The 15,794-nt window shown below is 59.1% G+C and carries 11 protein-coding genes; 2 read left to right on the forward strand and 9 right to left on the reverse strand.

Going from position 1 to position 15,794, the window contains the following annotated elements; genetic code table 11:
- Position 1 precedes the first annotated feature (1 nt).
- From CTATCC11996_RS19970 to CTATCC11996_RS20005, 8 genes are all read right to left on the reverse strand, one after another.
- On the reverse strand, positions 2-6,208 hold the full coding sequence (locus tag CTATCC11996_RS19970) for a CshA/CshB family fibrillar adhesin-related protein (protein ID WP_080569914.1): 6,207 nt from the start codon (positions 6,206-6,208) through the stop codon (positions 2-4).
- Positions 6,209-6,627: 419 nt separating this feature from the next.
- Positions 6,628-7,128 carry a disulfide bond formation protein B gene (locus CTATCC11996_RS19975; protein ID WP_003079682.1) on the reverse strand — a complete coding sequence of 167 codons (501 nt, stop codon included), beginning with the start codon at positions 7,126-7,128 and terminating at the stop codon, positions 6,628-6,630.
- A gap of 176 nt (positions 7,129-7,304) precedes the next feature.
- A complete protein-coding gene (locus CTATCC11996_RS19980; RefSeq protein WP_003079684.1) occupies positions 7,305-8,432 on the reverse strand; it encodes a sulfate/molybdate ABC transporter ATP-binding protein in 1,128 nt (375 codons plus the stop codon).
- Between the two features lie 29 nt (positions 8,433-8,461).
- On the reverse strand, positions 8,462-9,502 hold the full coding sequence (cysW, locus tag CTATCC11996_RS19985) for a sulfate ABC transporter permease subunit CysW (RefSeq protein WP_003079686.1): 1,041 nt from the start codon (positions 9,500-9,502) through the stop codon (positions 8,462-8,464).
- Position 9,503: 1 nt separating this feature from the next.
- The gene (gene cysT, locus CTATCC11996_RS19990) at positions 9,504-10,361 is read right to left on the reverse strand and encodes a sulfate ABC transporter permease subunit CysT (RefSeq protein ID WP_034349710.1); all 858 of its coding nucleotides are present in this window, start codon (positions 10,359-10,361) and stop codon (positions 9,504-9,506) included.
- 155 nt (positions 10,362-10,516) lie between these two features.
- The gene (locus CTATCC11996_RS19995) at positions 10,517-11,518 is read right to left on the reverse strand and encodes a sulfate ABC transporter substrate-binding protein (RefSeq protein WP_003079689.1); all 1,002 of its coding nucleotides are present in this window, start codon (positions 11,516-11,518) and stop codon (positions 10,517-10,519) included.
- A gap of 217 nt (positions 11,519-11,735) precedes the next feature.
- Complete coding sequence (locus tag CTATCC11996_RS20000; protein WP_003079691.1) at positions 11,736-12,323, reverse strand: RBBP9/YdeN family alpha/beta hydrolase; 588 nt, start codon at positions 12,321-12,323, stop codon at positions 11,736-11,738.
- 141 nt (positions 12,324-12,464) lie between these two features.
- Positions 12,465-13,406, reverse strand: coding sequence for a LysR family transcriptional regulator (locus CTATCC11996_RS20005; protein ID WP_003079693.1), 942 nt, complete (start codon positions 13,404-13,406; stop codon positions 12,465-12,467).
- A gap of 194 nt (positions 13,407-13,600) precedes the next feature.
- On the opposite strand from CTATCC11996_RS20005, the gene CTATCC11996_RS20010 reads away from it, so the two are divergent.
- On the forward strand, positions 13,601-14,218 hold the full coding sequence (locus CTATCC11996_RS20010) for an FMN-dependent NADH-azoreductase (RefSeq protein ID WP_003079696.1): 618 nt from the start codon (positions 13,601-13,603) through the stop codon (positions 14,216-14,218).
- A 232-nt stretch (positions 14,219-14,450) separates the two neighbouring features.
- The gene (locus tag CTATCC11996_RS20015; protein WP_003079698.1) at positions 14,451-14,849 is read left to right on the forward strand and encodes a hypothetical protein; all 399 of its coding nucleotides are present in this window, start codon (positions 14,451-14,453) and stop codon (positions 14,847-14,849) included.
- 41 nt (positions 14,850-14,890) lie between these two features.
- Here the strand turns inward: CTATCC11996_RS20015 and CTATCC11996_RS20020 are convergent, their stop codons facing one another.
- Complete coding sequence (locus CTATCC11996_RS20020; RefSeq protein WP_003079700.1) at positions 14,891-15,670, reverse strand: SDR family oxidoreductase; 780 nt, start codon at positions 15,668-15,670, stop codon at positions 14,891-14,893.
- Positions 15,671-15,794 lie beyond the last annotated feature (124 nt).

Consider the following 15,794-nt stretch of genomic DNA (forward strand, 5'->3'; position numbering starts at 1 on the left):
CTCAGTGGCGCGTGGCTTTCTTGTTGGAGCGATGGGCGGGGGCTGCGCCCTCTTCTGCCTGGACCTGAAGCTTTTGCTTCAGCCCCTGGGACAGATGGGGAAGCAGCGCCTCATAGACCGCCTTGGCTCGGGCCAGGCCCAGCTTCTGGTTGTAGGCGTGGCTGGCTCGCACATCGGTGTGGCCGACGATGGAAACCATGCCGCTGCCTTGCGCATTCAGGTGGGCTGCCACTTTTTGCAGCAACGCCTGGTACTGGGGGCGCACGATGGCTTTGTCGGTGTCAAACAGCACGTTGCCCAGCACGGCACCGTTGGCAGTGACGCCGCTGACGAGGCTGCCCGAATCGCTCACATCACCACGCACGCTGACCCTGGTGGCTGCCTGCACAGGGGCGGACAGTTGCTCGATCACCGCCTTGCGCACCGCATCTGCCCGGCCAAAGGCCACGGCTTCGCTTTCGCCATTGGCGCTGATGAGCAGCTCGCCGCCCTGGTATTGCTGCAGCTTGGCCGCAACCTGGGCAATGACACCGTTCTCAGCCAGGTACTGTTTGCGGATCTCGGTAGAGCCTGCGGCAAACAGCACGCTGCCCAACTCGATCTCGGCAGTTTGTTGCGCACCGGCCATGAACTCGGGGTTGAGCTGCACGCCAAAGTCAAAGCGCACGGGCAGACCGGGAGTGATGCGGCGCAGCAGCGGGTTGCTGGTGGTGAACTCGGCACCGGCCGGCAGAGTGCTGGGGTCGACCTTCAGGATGAAGTGACGGCCACGCTCCCAGCGCCCTCCGTTAACGCCCACAAGGTGGTAGCGACCAAAGGGGTCGGTTTCCATGAGCAGGCCTTCGACGGATGCCACACGCACGCCGGGAATGCCGCGCTCATCAATGCCGGTGCTTTTGATGATGTAGTCCACACCATAGCCGTCGGCACCCTGGCTGATCTTGCGCTCGACGTCGATCTCGACCGCATTGCGACCAGCAGCAGCTTCACCAGTTTTCTCGATCAGGGTCTGGCCGGCCGCATTCATGCGCACGGTCACGCCCTGGTCGTTGCTCAGCACAAAGTCGTCGGTAAAGTCCAGGCTCTTGAGCTTCTGGTGGATGACAACGGTGTGCTTGGCCACGGGGTCGGCTTCGGACTGGCGGGCCGTGATGGAGCCCAGTGCCAGACCATGCAGCAGCGGAGCGCTGGCGTCAGCTGCCGGTTCGGCGCCTTGTCCGCGATCCACTGTCGTGGAATTGGCGATGTAAGCCGAAGGTGCAAAACCACCTTGAGCTTTCAGGCCCGAGATCCTGGCGCTGTCTTGCCAGCCGTCGCGGTCTCGGTCATCAAACACGGTGCCGAAGATCAAAGAGTCATCAAGCAACGGGTCGCTGACCAGTTCCACCGAGGCTGTGGCCTGGTTGGAGATGGGGTCTCCCAAACCGTTACGGGCAAAGGCCGTGTTGACATGGTTGCCTGGACGCACACCGGCACCCACACGCATCATGTAAACGATGGTGCCGGTCTGGCCCACATCCAGTGTGACGCCGCTGAACTGCACAGGGCGCACGCCCGATGCAGAGACGGCAGAGCCAAGGCCCACAGCACTCATGGAGCCGTTGACAAAGGTGAAACCGTTGGCAGCCGTATCGATCACGTTGGCATTGACGACCTTGACGGCACCAATGTTCTGCACCTGGAGGCTGTAGCGGACCAGGTCACCAATCTTCACGGTGCGCACCGAGGCAGTCTTGACGATACGCAACAGCGACTCATCAGGTTTGACCGTGACCTTGATCACGGCGTCATCGCAATTTCTCGGGTTGAGCTTCTCGCAGATACGGTAGTGGATGACATAGTCGCCCGCAGGTGTCCCCGAGGGAACGGTGACCTTGCCGGTCACCACATCAAGCACCGGTACACGGGGATCGCCACCAATGGGCTGGGCCGGTGTGGTCACCGTGCCAGTGATGCGCTCAGGCGTGAATGGCTTGCCGTCCAGGGTGTCATTCTCCGAGTAGGCATTACCCACTTCCTGATCGCCACCCGAGCCACGATTGCCGGTGTAGCTATCGTCCTTGGCGTCTATGGGGGAAGCCGTCACCTTGATGGTGATAGTGGCCGTATCGCACACCGTGGGAGCGAGCCTGTCGCAGATCTTGTAGACGATGGAATAGTCGCCGGCGGGGGTGCCGGGCGGCACTGACACAACACCCGTAGCCACATCAAGCAAGGGAACCGTTCCACCGTTGATAGGGGTTGCCGGTGTGATGACTGTGCCGACGATCTTGCCCGGTTCAACAGGCACGCCATTGAGCGTGTCGTTGACATAGGCATTGCCTGCATTTGCACTACCCGTTGCGCCATTGACGCTGGGCAATGGATCATCCACGGCATCGATTTCGCGCACCACGGGAGTCGTCACCGAGCAGGGAGCTTGGCCGCAAGTCGGAGTCAGGCCACCATCGCTCGGGATGCCTTCCACCCGATTGTTCACCGAAGTGATCGCATCCGGCAGTACCCGAACGCTATAACTCACGCGGTAGATGCCCGGAATCGTTTCCTTGGCCAACGTCAGTATCAAGGCCTTGCCATTGATGGAGTAGCTGATACCCGGACCAGGCATCACTGCCACGAACTCCAGCCCTTGACTCAGGTTATCCACGATGCTGGAGACGGCTTCGTTCAGGGCTGCATTACGGACATCCATCTCCACCACATAGCTGATGATGTCACCCACTCGTGCGCTGGTGTTCGGCGAGGTCTTGCTAAAGACCACCTCAGGCTTGACAACCGGCGTATCGGTCACACAAGCGATGGCGCAGCTTGGATTGTCATATCCGCTGCCGATCACGGCATTGCGCACCGTACCGGTCGCCTGCGGGGTCACTTTGGCCGTGTACGTCAGACTATGGATCTGCTCTGCACCAGCAGCACCGGAAACCAAGCCGGCGGGAATCGTTACCTTGATGTCGCTTCCAGAGTTCGTCACAGTCCAGCCCACTGGGCTGGCCTGAACTGCGACAAAGGCCAGGCCCTTGCCAAGCGTGTCCAACAGTTCCAGCTCACCCAAGGTCGGCGCATTCTTGACTTTGACATTGAGCCTGAAGGTCAGAACGTCACCCACCTTGACGGGCCCGGAGGCGCCGACGAGCTCCTTGTCATAACGCACATCGGAAACGACCAAGGGCGTGGATGTTTCGCAGCGTGCCCCAGCCAAGCAAGTGGGTGGTGTGCCGCCACCAGCTCCGGGGGTGACCACATTGGTCAATGGATTGCTAGCTCCGGCAGTGACCTTCACCTTGTAGGCCACTTTATAGCTACCCGGCAGACTTGGTGCGGGCAGTCTCAAAGTAATGCTCTTGGAGCCAGGAGTCGCCGAGATCTGCCAGGCACCGGAGGAGCTGACCGAGTCAAACTCAAGACCGGCACCCAGGGTGTCAACCAGAACCACATCCGAGGTGGTCTGAGCGTCCGAGACCTTGGCCACTACCTGATACTCGATCAAATCCCCTTCCTGCGCCTTCACCGCCGTTGTGGACTTGGAGTACTCCACTTTGGGATCGCTCTTCTTGTGCTCGGTCTGACATTGCGTGCAGCCCGGCCCGGGATCTGATGGATTGCCGCCACCCGAAGCGGTCACCACGTTTGTCAGGTTGGCGCTCGAACTGGCATTTGCCTTGACCTGGGCCGTATAGCGCAGCACATAGGTGCCCGGAAGCTTGCCCGCAGGCAAGGTGAACACTCGTTGATTGCCCGATCCAGACAGCACAAAGCCATCATTGGCAACCACGACGCCAAAGAGCAGATCAGCGCCCAGGACATCGGACAGGACCACCGGAGACACCGTCTGAGAACGAGACACCACAGTGGTCAAGGTATAGGTAATGGTCTGACCAGACTTCACCATCTGGCCAGAGACAGGGTCTGAAGACTTGCTGACCGTCACCAGCGGGCTTTCCAGCGAATGCTCTGTAGAGCAGGTCACACATGCTGGCACGGACGGGATCGGGTCGGAAGGATTCCCACCACCGGAAGGCACAACCTTGTTTTCCACCTTGGAAACGGCACTGGCAAGTACTTTGGCGCGATAACTGACCGAGTAGTTACCGGGAGCAACTCCCGCAGCCAGCGTGAACGTCCGGGTACTTGCGCTGCCGCCCTCAACAAAACCCCCAGTGTTGCTTGCGATGCCGGCATATTCCAGTCCCACACCCAATGTGTCCGTCAGAACGACAGGGGACAAGGTTGCCGAATCTTTCACGGAGACTTGCAAGGTATAGGTAATGATGTCATCGACCTTGACTTTGGAGCGATCGGCTGGGAGAGCGATCTTGGATACCGAGATCGCAGGTGCCTTGACCGTCACCGATGTGGAGGCACAGTAGTTGGCTGCACTGCAAGCTCCGGGAGCAGGTGGCTCGCCCCCATTGTTAGGGTCCATGCCACCGCCCACGCTGGCGTAATTAGTAATGGCCGATCCGGTCGCTGCCTGGCTAGTGATCTTCACCGGCAGTTCGATGCTCGACTGTGAAGTTGCACTACCACTTTCACCCAGATGCATGGACGCGTTTTCGCAGGTCACGAGTTGACCGCTGAATGAACAGTTCCAGCCTGTCGCGGTAGTCAGCACACCGCTCCAGGCAGGCTGAACACCATCAGGCATCAGATCCAGCACTTTCAGCGGCTTCCAATAAGGAGCCGGGCCTGGCCCCGTCGGGATCGAGCCACGGTTGGAAACCGTCAGTCGGTACAGCGCCCCCGCTTGGTCCACGGTCCACGCGCCGGAGATCGCATTGCTGCTCTTGATAATGGCTAGCGCAGGCGCCAAGATGGTGACCGCGTGATCCTCCACTTCACCGTCGCGAGCCACGCCCTCGGCCTTGTCTACATCAACCCCGACACCGCCGATGCGCAAACGTACAAAAGTTGTACCGCTCTTAACGTCCACTGGCACATTCCAGCTCAGTTGCGCCCAACTGCCGCTGCAGATACCCGATGCTTTTTCCGCTGGCGAATCAAACGCGCCATTTTGGTTGAAATCAATCCAGCCCGAAACGACTGCAGAACCAGAACCAGCCGTCCCAAGATTGCAGGCAATGCTCACCGTGTGCGTTGTACCTGCTTTCAGCACGCTGATTTTTTCGTTTGCAGGCCAGCCATTTTCCTCACCAGCAAAGGCCGGACTGCTGGCGCTTTGGCCGCTATTGTCATCACCCAGCGCATCGGCACTGAATTTGGAGCTGGGTTCGGAGTCAGGACCCTTGGTCCCCAGATACAGTGTTCTGGGCGGCTGCATATAGGCCACATTTAAGGCAGTCACTGTCTCAATTGAGTTCTGGCCAATACCATCCGACGAGAGATTGACATCATCAATCAGATGCATGGCCGCACCATAGCTCGCAGGAGCATCGCCAAAGTCGGCAAAAGGCGTCAATACACCTACTGCAATTGCAGTGTTGCCGCCACCTTTGATCTGAAAGCTCATAACCTGTGAAGCCGCCGGCTGCGAAACCGGAAACTCCAGAAATGTCACCACCGAGCGATTGCCATCCGCCGTGCCACCAGTCGTGAGTTTCACAAAGCTATCGCCCGAATTACCAATGGCAGGTGTTCCCAGTTGGGTGTCGCTCTTTTCGACAAAGTAGGGATCCGAACTGCTGCCAAAACGCTCAATCGCATGCCAGTTTCCCTTTGCAGCGCCCACGATGTATTCACGTGTCCCGCCAGGTGCCATAGCCTCGGCGTCGGCGATGGCAAAACCGCGCAAGGCAATCGGGGTACGGGTTGCGCCCCCCACGAACTCCGATGTACAACTGATCTGGAAGCTGGTTGTAGTTGATCGGGTCATCAACCCCGCCACCAACTGATTGGCTCCGCCAGAACCGCCGATGTTGTATGCATCGTCGAAGGTGTCACCGCCAAAGCCACCAGGAGCGTAGCTCTCCAGGCTGCCATTGATATTCAGCAACTTGCACTGAACGTCAATGTTCACACCATTGGCCACCTGGATGCTGGCCTTTGAGATGGAGGTATTGGAAAGCGCCTTCCCCTTTACTCCCAAAGGATTGGTATCACTCCCCCAAGTCAGCCAGAGGATTTCATTCTTGTATTTTCCGTCTCCGCTGGTTGCATAGGCTGCCGAATTCGCCAGTTGCGGCAGCCAAAGCAGCTGCAAAATCAGAAAAATCCGCCCTAGCCAAGCAAAGAGATTAAGTCGCCCCATATTCAATCTCAGAAGTGAAATTGGAGGCGATTTTCTTTAGATCAATTTAGTTCTGAAAATTACAAAAATTTACCTAACTAAAAATTGCCAGATTATCTTGACAAGAAGAAAGCACTAAAACCCTCCCCGCAAAACCTCGGTAAATTATTGCCGCACAAGAAGATATCCCAAATTCAACAACCAATCGAATAGATATGAACCTCCAGAAAAATCTATAAGAAACGGATGAAAATACAAACAAAAAATAAAAAACAACATGTCAAATTGTTAATTTTTGTAAATTCCATTGATCAGCAATTCATTCAATGAATACAGATAATTAGATTGGAATTTTTCTCCATATACCAGAAATAGATTAAATTGATTTCCTTGGAATAAAAAAAACGCCCCTCAGGGCGTTTTTTGAAAATATTTAACAATTACTTTTTTCGAGCCTGCAATAGAGTCAGCAGCAAAACAATCGTGAAAGCAGCAAAGGCTACAAACGACCAGTTGGCAATGGAGCCGCCCAGCAAGGTCCAGTCAATGGCCGCACAGTCGCCCGAGCCCTGGAAGATCATGGGAATGGAGCGGCTGAAGGAGTAGTGCTCGATCATTCCATAGAAGTCACGGCCACAGGTCGCAAACTCGGGGGGATACCACTGCAGCCAGCTCTGACGTGCGGCCACAAATGCGCCGAAGCCGCTGGACAGCAGAGCCAGAACGCCAAAGCTCATCCACCAGCCTTTTTGACCTCTAAGGCTTGCCAAGCCTGTGAAGATAGCTACCAAAATCAGTGCATAGCGCTGCACGATGCACATGGGGCAAGGCTCCAGGCCCACCACATGCTGCAGGTAAAGGCCAAACGCCAGCATGGCCACACAGGCAACGCTGATGAGCGCCAGGATGCGCCGCGGCGCGGTTTCAAACCATTGAAGCATCAAGATTCTTTCTGCGAAATAAACGGATCATGCCTGAGGCAAGGATAACGCCCCCCTGCACCTGCACGATTCCTTTCGCAGGAGACACCTAGGAAGCGCTGTCGCGCACCGAGGGTGCCGTCCCCCTCCCGCAACAAAGCGAGAGAGGGTGAAGGCGCGTAGCGCCTCAGGGGGTATCAAATCCCAGCCGCCTCATCCAGGAACACCTTGGCACGGCGCGGCGTCACCACCAGGGTTTCACCTTCGCGCAAGCCCATGTCCTTGAACTGCTGCGCGGGAATCTGGGCTTCGATCAGCCCGTCTTCACCGGCATTGCTGGCGTTTGGTGTGGTCTCTGAGGGAATAAGTTCCAGCCTGGCGATGGGGCCGACCACAATGGCGCGCGAAAGCTGGGCCACGATGCCTGTGGGGCGCCCCTGGGCGTCGAGATTCTGGCCCGGGGAATAGCGCTCCACTTCCAGATCATGGGGCCGCACATAGGCAAAAGCCTGACTGTCCTGAGCACCGCGCGCATCGCTGCTGTCGAGCTGCATGCCTTCGTCCAGATAGACCCGGCCGTCGCTGGCGCGGCCCTTGAACAGGTTCACATCGCCCAGGAAGCCATAGACAAATGGCGTGGCAGGATTGTCCCAGACCTGCTGGGGCGTGCCTTCCTGCTCGATCTTGCCCTGGTTGATGACCACCACACGATCCGCTACCTCCAAGGCTTCCTCCTGGTCGTGGGTCACGAAGATGGAAGTCACATGCAGCTCGTCGTGCAGCTGACGCAGCCAGCGGCGCAGCTCCTTGCGCACCTTGGCATCGAGAGCGCCAAAGGGCTCGTCGAGCAGCAGCACCTTGGGTTCGACAGCCAGGGCACGGGCCAGCGCGATACGCTGACGCTGGCCACCCGAGAGCTGCGATGGGTAGCGCTCGGCAATCCAGTCCAGCTGCACCAGCTTGAGCAGCTTCATGACCTTTTCCTTGATGACTGCCTCGCTGGGGCGCTCCTTGCGCGGCTTGACACGCAGGCCGAAGGCCACGTTCTCGAACACGGTCATGTGACGAAACAGCGCATAGTGCTGGAACACAAAGCCTACGTTGCGGTCGCGCACATGCACATCAGTCGTGTCTTCGCCGCTGAAGTGGATGCTGCCCACATCAGCCGTCTCCAGACCCGCGATGATGCGCAGCAGCGTGGTCTTGCCGCAGCCCGAGGGGCCGAGCAAGGCGATCAGCTCGCCCGACTTGATATCCAGACTCACGTCGCGCAGGGCCTGAAAATCGCCGAACTGCTTGCTGACATTACGAATTTCGATACTCATGATGAATCTCTTGTTCTGATCCGGGCAGCTCAGGCTGCCTTGGCGGTTTTGTTCGTTGTGAGGCTGATCTGGCCTGGGCGCTCGGGTGGTGCTTCGGCTGCGGCCTTGGCCTGCTGCTCGGCACGCCACTCGGCGAGGGACTTGATGACCAACGTCACCAGCGCCAGCAGCGCCAGCAGCGATGCCACGGCAAAGGCGGCAGCCGCCTGATAGTCGGCATACAGCACTTCCACATGCAAAGGCATGGTGTTGGTCTGGCCCCGGATATGGCCGGAAACCACGGACACGGCGCCGAACTCGCCCATGGCGCGCGCATTGCAGAGAATCACACCATAGACCAGACCCCATTTAATATTGGGCAGGGTGACATTCCAGAAGGTCTGCCAGCCCGAGGCACCGAGCACGATGGCGGCCTGCTCCTCATCGCTGCCCTGGGCCTGCATCAGCGGAATCAGTTCGCGGGCGATGAAGGGGAAGGTCACGAACACGGTGGCCAGCACAATGCCGGGCACGGCAAAGATGATCTGGATCTCATGCTTGGCCAGCCAGGGGCCCAGCCAGCCATTGGCACCAAACACCAGCACATACATCAGACCCGCGACCACGGGCGAGATGGAGAACGGCAGATCGATCAAGGTGGTCAAAAATGCCTTGCCCTTGAACTCGTACTTGGCAATGCACCATGCGGCAGCCACACCGAAGACCAGATTCAGGGGCACGGCAATCAGCGCCGTGATCAGCGTGAGCTTGATGGACGAAATCGCATCGGGCTCGCCCAGCGACGTGACATAGACATCCCAGCCCTTGCGCAGCGCCTCGCCAAAAACGGACAGCAGCGGCAGGATCAGGAACACCAGCATGAAAAGCAGAGCCACCGTGGTCAGAACCCAGCGCACCCAGCGCGGCTCGGTCGTGGTCATCTTCTCCAGCTTGGCACTCTTGGGCGGGGCCGTGATCTTGTACAGCGCGACCAGCACCACCAGGGCAATCGCGACGATGGTGATGAGGTGTGCCCAGATGGGCAGCAGATTGGGGAACAGCGCTTGAATGGCTGCGTGAATCGAAGACATCTCAGCGGCCTCCCTGCGCCTTGCGCTGCCATGCCTGCAGTGCGTTGATCAGCAGCAGCAATACAAAAGAGATCAGCAGCATGACCACGGCCACGGCCGTGGCACCGGCCACATCATGTTGGTCCAGCTTGGCCATGATGATCAGCGGAGTGATTTCCGAGACCATGGGAATGTTGCCGGCAATGAAGATCACCGAGCCATATTCACCCACGGCGCGCGCAAAAGCCATGGCAAAGCCCGTCAGCAGCGCCGGGCCGATATGCGGCAGGATGACCTTGTAGAAAATCTGCCAACGCGATGCCCCCAGGCTGGTCGCGGCCTCTTCCAGCTCCTTCTCGAAGTCTTCGAGCACCGGTTGCACGGTACGCACCACAAACGGCAGGCCGATGAAAATCAGTGCAATCGCGATGCCCTTGGGGTTGTAGGCCATCTGGATGCCCAGTGACTCGAAGTACTGCCCAATCCAGCCATTACCCGCATACAGCGCCGACAGCGAGATGCCGGCCACGGCCGTGGGCAACGCAAACGGCAGATCGACCAGCGCATCCACCACCTTCTTGCCGGGGAACTGGTAGCGCACCAGCACCCAGGCAATCAGCATGCCGAACACCACGTTCACGCAGGCCGCGATAAAGGACATGGTGAAGGACAGCTCGTAAGACGCCACCACGGCCGGTGCCGAGACTGCCGCCCAGAACTGATCCCAGGTCAGGGTAAAACTGGCGGACAGCAGGGCCACCAGCGGGATGAGCACGATGATGCTCAGATAAAAAATGGTGTAGCCCAGCGTCAACCCGAAACCGGGCAACACTCGCTTGGCACTACGCGCCTTGCGGGGGGCTAGAGCAGCAGAGGACATATTCAAGGACGAAACGGGGGGTGGATTTCACTGAAGGTCAATCAAGCACGGCCCAGCTCAAAAACATCGAGCAAGGGCCGTCCCGCAGCGAGGATGTTGCCCCCTCCCGCGCAGCGAGAGAGGAGGAAGCCGCAAAGCGGCCAAGGGGGAGTAGGTTACTTACCGGGGGTATACAGCTTGTCGAACTGACCGCCATCGTTGAAATGCACCTTCTGCGCTTCGGTCAGCGAGCCGAAGTACTTGGCCACGGTGAACTGCTTGATGGGCTTGAACTGGTCGGCGTGCTTCTTCAGCACCGCTTCGGAGCGAGGACGGATCGCATGCTTGGCAGCAATTTCCTGGGCTTCGTCAGAGTACAGCCACTGCAGATAGTCGGTGGCCAGCTGTGTCGTGCCCTTCTTGGCCACGGTGCGCTCAACCACGGCCACGGGGTTCTCGGCCACGATGCTCACCGAGGGGTAGACGGCGTCGACCTTGCCCTGGCCGAATTCACGGTCCACGGACACGACTTCGGATTCGAAGGTGATCAGCACATCGCCGATATTGCGCTGCAAGAAGATGCTGGTCGCATCGCGGCCGCCCTTGCCCAGCACGGGCACGTTCTTGTAGAGCTTTTGCACGAATTCGGCCGCTTGCGCATCGGTGCCGCCCTTTTCACGCACCGAGCCCCAGGCGGCCAAATAGGCGTAGCGACCATTGCCGCCGGTCTTGGGGTTGACCACCACGACCTTCACATCGGGGCGCACCAGATCGGACCAGTCCTTGATGTTCTTGGGATTGCCGTTGCGCACCAGGAACAGCATGGTCGATGTGGTGGGCGATGCATCATGCGGGAACTTCTTGTTCCAGTCCTTGGCGACCACGCCGTTCTGGGCCAGAAAATCCACATCGGTGGTCGTATTAAAGGTCACTACATCCGCAGCCAGACCGTCATTGACAGCGCGCGCCTGGGCACTGGAGCCGCCATGGGACTGGTCCACCTTGATATCCACGCCCTTGGTCTTCTTGTAGTGGGCGATAAAGGCAGCGTTGTAATCCTTGTAGAACTCACGGGCCACGTCATAGGAGACATTGAGCAGTTGAGTCTGAGCCGAGGCAGCGCCTGCTGCTGCCAGTGCGATGGATGCCAACAATGTCTTGAGCTTCACGGAATGCATGGTTCGCTGCCTTTTCTTGAGCAATGTGTATAGATGTACACATTGTGCGAACGAGTCCTTAAAACTCAAAAGAATATATTTTTCTTTGTTTTTCTGAAATTCAATATAAAGAATAAAACAGCACGCAAAGCCAACGCAAAAGTAGCTGAAAACGCTTTATCAGCAAGCGCTTTAAGCTATCAAAAGTAAAGCATAATCGGGAACCTGGTCAAGAATTTCAAGCCGCAAGTGCAGCTGACTGCAAGGGCCGGCCTGAGGTCTGGGCATTCCAGCCGCCCTGCTCGGTCAGCGACTGCAGCAGTGCCAGCCCCAGCGGCCAGGCGCCGAAGCCCGATTCGATATTGATATGTCCGGCGTTCTGCAAGCGCACCAGCTCGCTGCCCCAGGCCCTGGCATAAGCGCCCGCACGGCGAATAGGGCAGAACGGATCATTGCTGCTGGCCACCAGCACGCTGCGATAAGGCAGCGGCGCATAGGGCACGGGAGCGAAGTCGGCCAACTGGGCGCGGCGCTCGGGATCGGCAGGAGCCACCAGCAAGGCGCCATGAACGCGCGCTGCAGCAGCCTCACCCAGATGTGCGGTCGTGATGCAACCCAGGCTGTGAGCCACGATGACGGCAGGACGCTCATCGGCGAGCAAGACTTTTTCCAGCTCCCCAACCCAGGCATCGCGGTGCGGCACCAGCCAGTCCTGCTGCTGTACACGCACTGCTCCCTCCAGCTGCTCGGCCCACAGGCTTTGCCAATGACCGGGGCCGGAGTTGCGCCAGCCCGGCACGATCACGATGCGAAATGGGGATGTCATGCTGCCTCCTGTAATCTCGGAGCGACAGCCAAGCCAGGGGAAAAAGCCCGGCGCGCTCCTGATCTGATAACAAGGCAGTCATTGTGGGCAGGGCCTGCACAAATCCCAACGAATGTTTTGTTGTTACCTTATGGGCAGAAGCTAATGCAGCGCCGAGGCAGATGCAGCCTTCTGCGCGGCAGAGATGCTGCTGCCCGGCATGCGCTCACCGAGAAAGTCCAGAAAATGCCGGACTGCCGGCGCCAGCCCGCGCCGCGAAGGAAACACCGCATGCACAATGCCGCGTGGAGGCGCCCATTGCGGCAGCAACTGCACCAGAGTGCCTCGGGTCAATTCGTCCTGACACATATAGTCAGGCAGCCAGCACATGCCGCTGCCGGCCAGGGCTGCAAACTTCAGCGTCAGCAAATCGTCGACCACATAGCGCGGCTGCAACTGCAGCCGGTGCTCCTTGCCTTCGGGCCCGACAAGCAACAGGCTGGAATGGCCGTCAACTGCCGCCATCGCCATGCTGTCGAGCAACTGCAAGTCCTCCAGCGACCTGGGAGTGCCCTGGCGCTGCAGCAGGTCGGGGCTGGCCACCAGGATCTGGCGTGAGCTGTCGAGTCGCTTGACGACCATGGAGCCGCTGTCCTCTAAAGTGGCACGCACGCGCAATGCGACATCCACCCCCTCCTCGACCAGATTGACAGGGCGGTTGGTGACCTGCATCTCCACCTGCACCAGCGGGCAGCGCTTGAGGAATTCGGGCATCAGCTCACCCAGCACCGTCTGCGCGAGTGTCACCGGACAGGTCACACGAATGGTGCCGCGCGGCTCGGTCTGGACTTCGGCCACAGCATCCGACGCGGCCAGGGCGGCATCGCGCATGGCCTGGCCATGGCGCAGAAAGGTCTCCCCCACTTGCGTCAGAGACAGCTTTCGGGTGGTGCGTTGCAGCAAGCGCACCCCAAGATGGGCCTCCAACTCGGCAACACGACGCGAGAGGCGCGACTTGGGAATACCCAGTGCTCGCCCCGCAGCGGCAAAGCCGCCGCGCTCGACCACTTCGACGAAGTACAGCATGTCGTTGAGATCCACCATGCATAAATCCTTGGACTCGATTGAATTGATATTTGGAACGATCTATCGCATTTTTGCAGACTTATTGCCGAATCTAAACAAATCTACAATCTATCCCATTGCAATTCAAAACGAATCACTGTTTTGCCGCAACGCAGCATCCGGGCTGGGCAAGAAGTGCTCTCTTACTCATTTTTAGAGGTATAGGTACCAATATGCAAATCCTGCACATCGACTCTTCCATCACTGGCTCCAATTCCGTTACCCGCGCACTGACAGCCGATATCGTTGCCAGCCTCAAGCAGGCCAACCCCGAAGCCAAGGTGGACTACCTGGATCTGGCCGTGAGCGCCCCCAGCCACCTGAGCGCGCAGTCTCTGGGCTTTCGCACCGGCCAGGCCGCTGCCACCGAAGTCGAACGTCAGGAAAACGCTGTCTCCGAAGCGCTGGTCAGCCAGTTCCTCGCAGCTGATGTGATCGTCGTGGGCGCTCCCTTCTACAACTTCACCATTCCCTCGCAGCTGAAGGCCTGGCTGGACCGCATCGCCCAGGCTGGCCGTACCTTCAAGTACACCGCTACCGGCCCCGTGGGTCTGGCCGGCGACAAGAAGGTCATCGTCGCTTCCGCTCGCGGCGGCGCTTACTCCACCAGCGAAGCGGGCCAGGCCATGGAACACCAGGAAAGCTATCTGAAGGTGATCTTCGGCTTCATGGGCGTGACCGACGTGACCATTGTTCGTGCTGAAGGCGTGGCCATGGGTCCCGACGCCAAGGCTGCGGCCATGGAAGCTGCCAAGGCTCAGATCGAGCAAGCACAAGCCGTCGCTGCCTGATAGCTGACTGAGGTGAAAAAGCCGGCATCGCGTAAGGCATGCCGGCTTTTTTTTGCACGACAAAACTGGTCCCTACCGGGGTTTCGACATTTCCGACTGAAGTTCTCGAAAAAAATGCCGATCTGAAGGCCTGAGCCCGCTGTTTTTGATACGCTGAAAACAGTTAGATACTTATCAGGACCGAGTCCCGCTTGACCCGGTCACGCTTTCCCAGATGCCAGCTTCCCGCCCCATGTCCACCGCCATCCATCAAGCGCCTCAGCGCTCCGACGAGAACCTCGTCGTTACCGCTATTGCCGCGTTTCTGGTGGCAGCACTGATTCTGGGTACGGTCGCCTATCAATATCTCAAGCATTCGCAGCAGCAGGAGCAGACCCGTACCGACCGTCAGGCCTACAAGCGCTACAACGACTATCTGAACTCCACCGAGCAAGCCGCTCCCAAGCCTGCCACCAGGCCGTCGGCCCCCGCTCAGGTCAGCGCACCTGCCGCAGCGCCCAGCATGGCCGAGAAGCTGCTCAGCCACCCGGCCGTCACGCCTGGCCCGGGCTTCAACGCCCCCGGCGTACAACAGACCGGCGTGGCCATCATCGATGCGATGGATCACGCCCAGGCATCTGCCAAGCAGTAAGGTCAAGAAGGCAGACAGGCTTTGCCTTGCTGCCTGGCAGTTCAGCGCATCACCAGGCCGCCGTCGACAAGCAGCAGCTGCCCGGTCATGAAACCGCTGAGTTCCGACGCCAGGAACAGCACCGGCCCCGCCACATCTTCGGGCCGCGCCAGCCGACGCAGCGGCGTGGCCGCCATCAGCGATTCACGAAAAGACTCCTTGCTGCCCTGTGTGCCCTGCGTGGGATAGACCAGACCGGGCGCCACGCAGTTGACGCGGATGCCCACTGGCCCCAGCTCGCTGGCCAGATTGCGGCTGAAAGCCAGCAAGGCGCCCTTGGATGTCGTGTAGTCGTGGTAGGCGACGACAGGCTGCTCCACCAGATTGCTGACGATGTTGACAATGCTGCCGCGCGCGCGCTGGCGCATCAACGGCAGCACCGCACGGCAGACATTGAAGCTTGCACCTACGGCCCCGTCGAACTGTGCCTGATAGTCCGCCCATTGCAGATCGTCAAACCGGCTGCGTCGTTCGGGGTCAAATGCATAGGGCCTGAAGGCATTGTTGACCACGATATCGATGCCCCCCGCTTCGCGCACGATGCCGTCCACCATGCTCTGCACTGCATCGGGCGAACCCACATCGGCCTTGACCGCCCAGGCATCCCCCCCCGAGTCCTTGCCCGCGGCCAGGCAGGCATCCACAGTGCTGGCTGCAGCCTCGTCGTTGGACAGGTAGTTGATGGCCACCGTCGCGCCCTCGCGTGCAAACGCCAGGGCAATCGCAGCGCCAATGCCGCGGCTGCCCCCCGTCACCAGCACCACCTTGCCGCGCAAGCCCATTGAAGAAGACTGACTCATATTCACGATTTCCGCTCAAACACTAGCAGGCCCCAAGCAAGAGACAGCAAGCAAGGTCCTGCCCAACGATGCTGTCGCCCCCCTCCCCCAGAGAGAAGAGGAAGGC

Source organism: Comamonas testosteroni ATCC 11996 (assembly GCF_000241525.1).
Lineage (GTDB): Bacteria > Pseudomonadota > Gammaproteobacteria > Burkholderiales > Burkholderiaceae_C > Comamonas > Comamonas testosteroni.

What these genes read in the sequence shown, in the direction of transcription:
- CTATCC11996_RS19970 (WP_080569914.1), bottom strand. Translation starts at nt 6,208, where the DNA reads ATGGGGCGACTTAATCTCTTTGCTTGGCTAGGGCGGATTTTTCTGATT.
- CTATCC11996_RS19975 (WP_003079682.1), bottom strand. Translation starts at nt 7,128, where the DNA reads ATGCTTCAATGGTTTGAAACCGCGCCGCGGCGCATCCTGGCGCTCATC.
- CTATCC11996_RS19980 (WP_003079684.1), bottom strand. Translation starts at nt 8,432, where the DNA reads ATGAGTATCGAAATTCGTAATGTCAGCAAGCAGTTCGGCGATTTTCAG.
- cysW (WP_003079686.1), bottom strand. Translation starts at nt 9,502, where the DNA reads ATGTCTTCGATTCACGCAGCCATTCAAGCGCTGTTCCCCAATCTGCTG.
- cysT (WP_034349710.1), bottom strand. Translation starts at nt 10,361, where the DNA reads ATGTCCTCTGCTGCTCTAGCCCCCCGCAAGGCGCGTAGTGCCAAGCGA.
- CTATCC11996_RS19995 (WP_003079689.1), bottom strand. Translation starts at nt 11,518, where the DNA reads ATGCATTCCGTGAAGCTCAAGACATTGTTGGCATCCATCGCACTGGCA.
- CTATCC11996_RS20000 (WP_003079691.1), bottom strand. Translation starts at nt 12,323, where the DNA reads ATGACATCCCCATTTCGCATCGTGATCGTGCCGGGCTGGCGCAACTCC.
- CTATCC11996_RS20005 (WP_003079693.1), bottom strand. Translation starts at nt 13,406, where the DNA reads ATGGTGGATCTCAACGACATGCTGTACTTCGTCGAAGTGGTCGAGCGC.
- CTATCC11996_RS20010 (WP_003079696.1), top strand. Translation starts at nt 13,601, where the DNA reads ATGCAAATCCTGCACATCGACTCTTCCATCACTGGCTCCAATTCCGTT.
- CTATCC11996_RS20015 (WP_003079698.1), top strand. Translation starts at nt 14,451, where the DNA reads ATGTCCACCGCCATCCATCAAGCGCCTCAGCGCTCCGACGAGAACCTC.
- CTATCC11996_RS20020 (WP_003079700.1), bottom strand. Translation starts at nt 15,670, where the DNA reads ATGGGCTTGCGCGGCAAGGTGGTGCTGGTGACGGGGGGCAGCCGCGGC.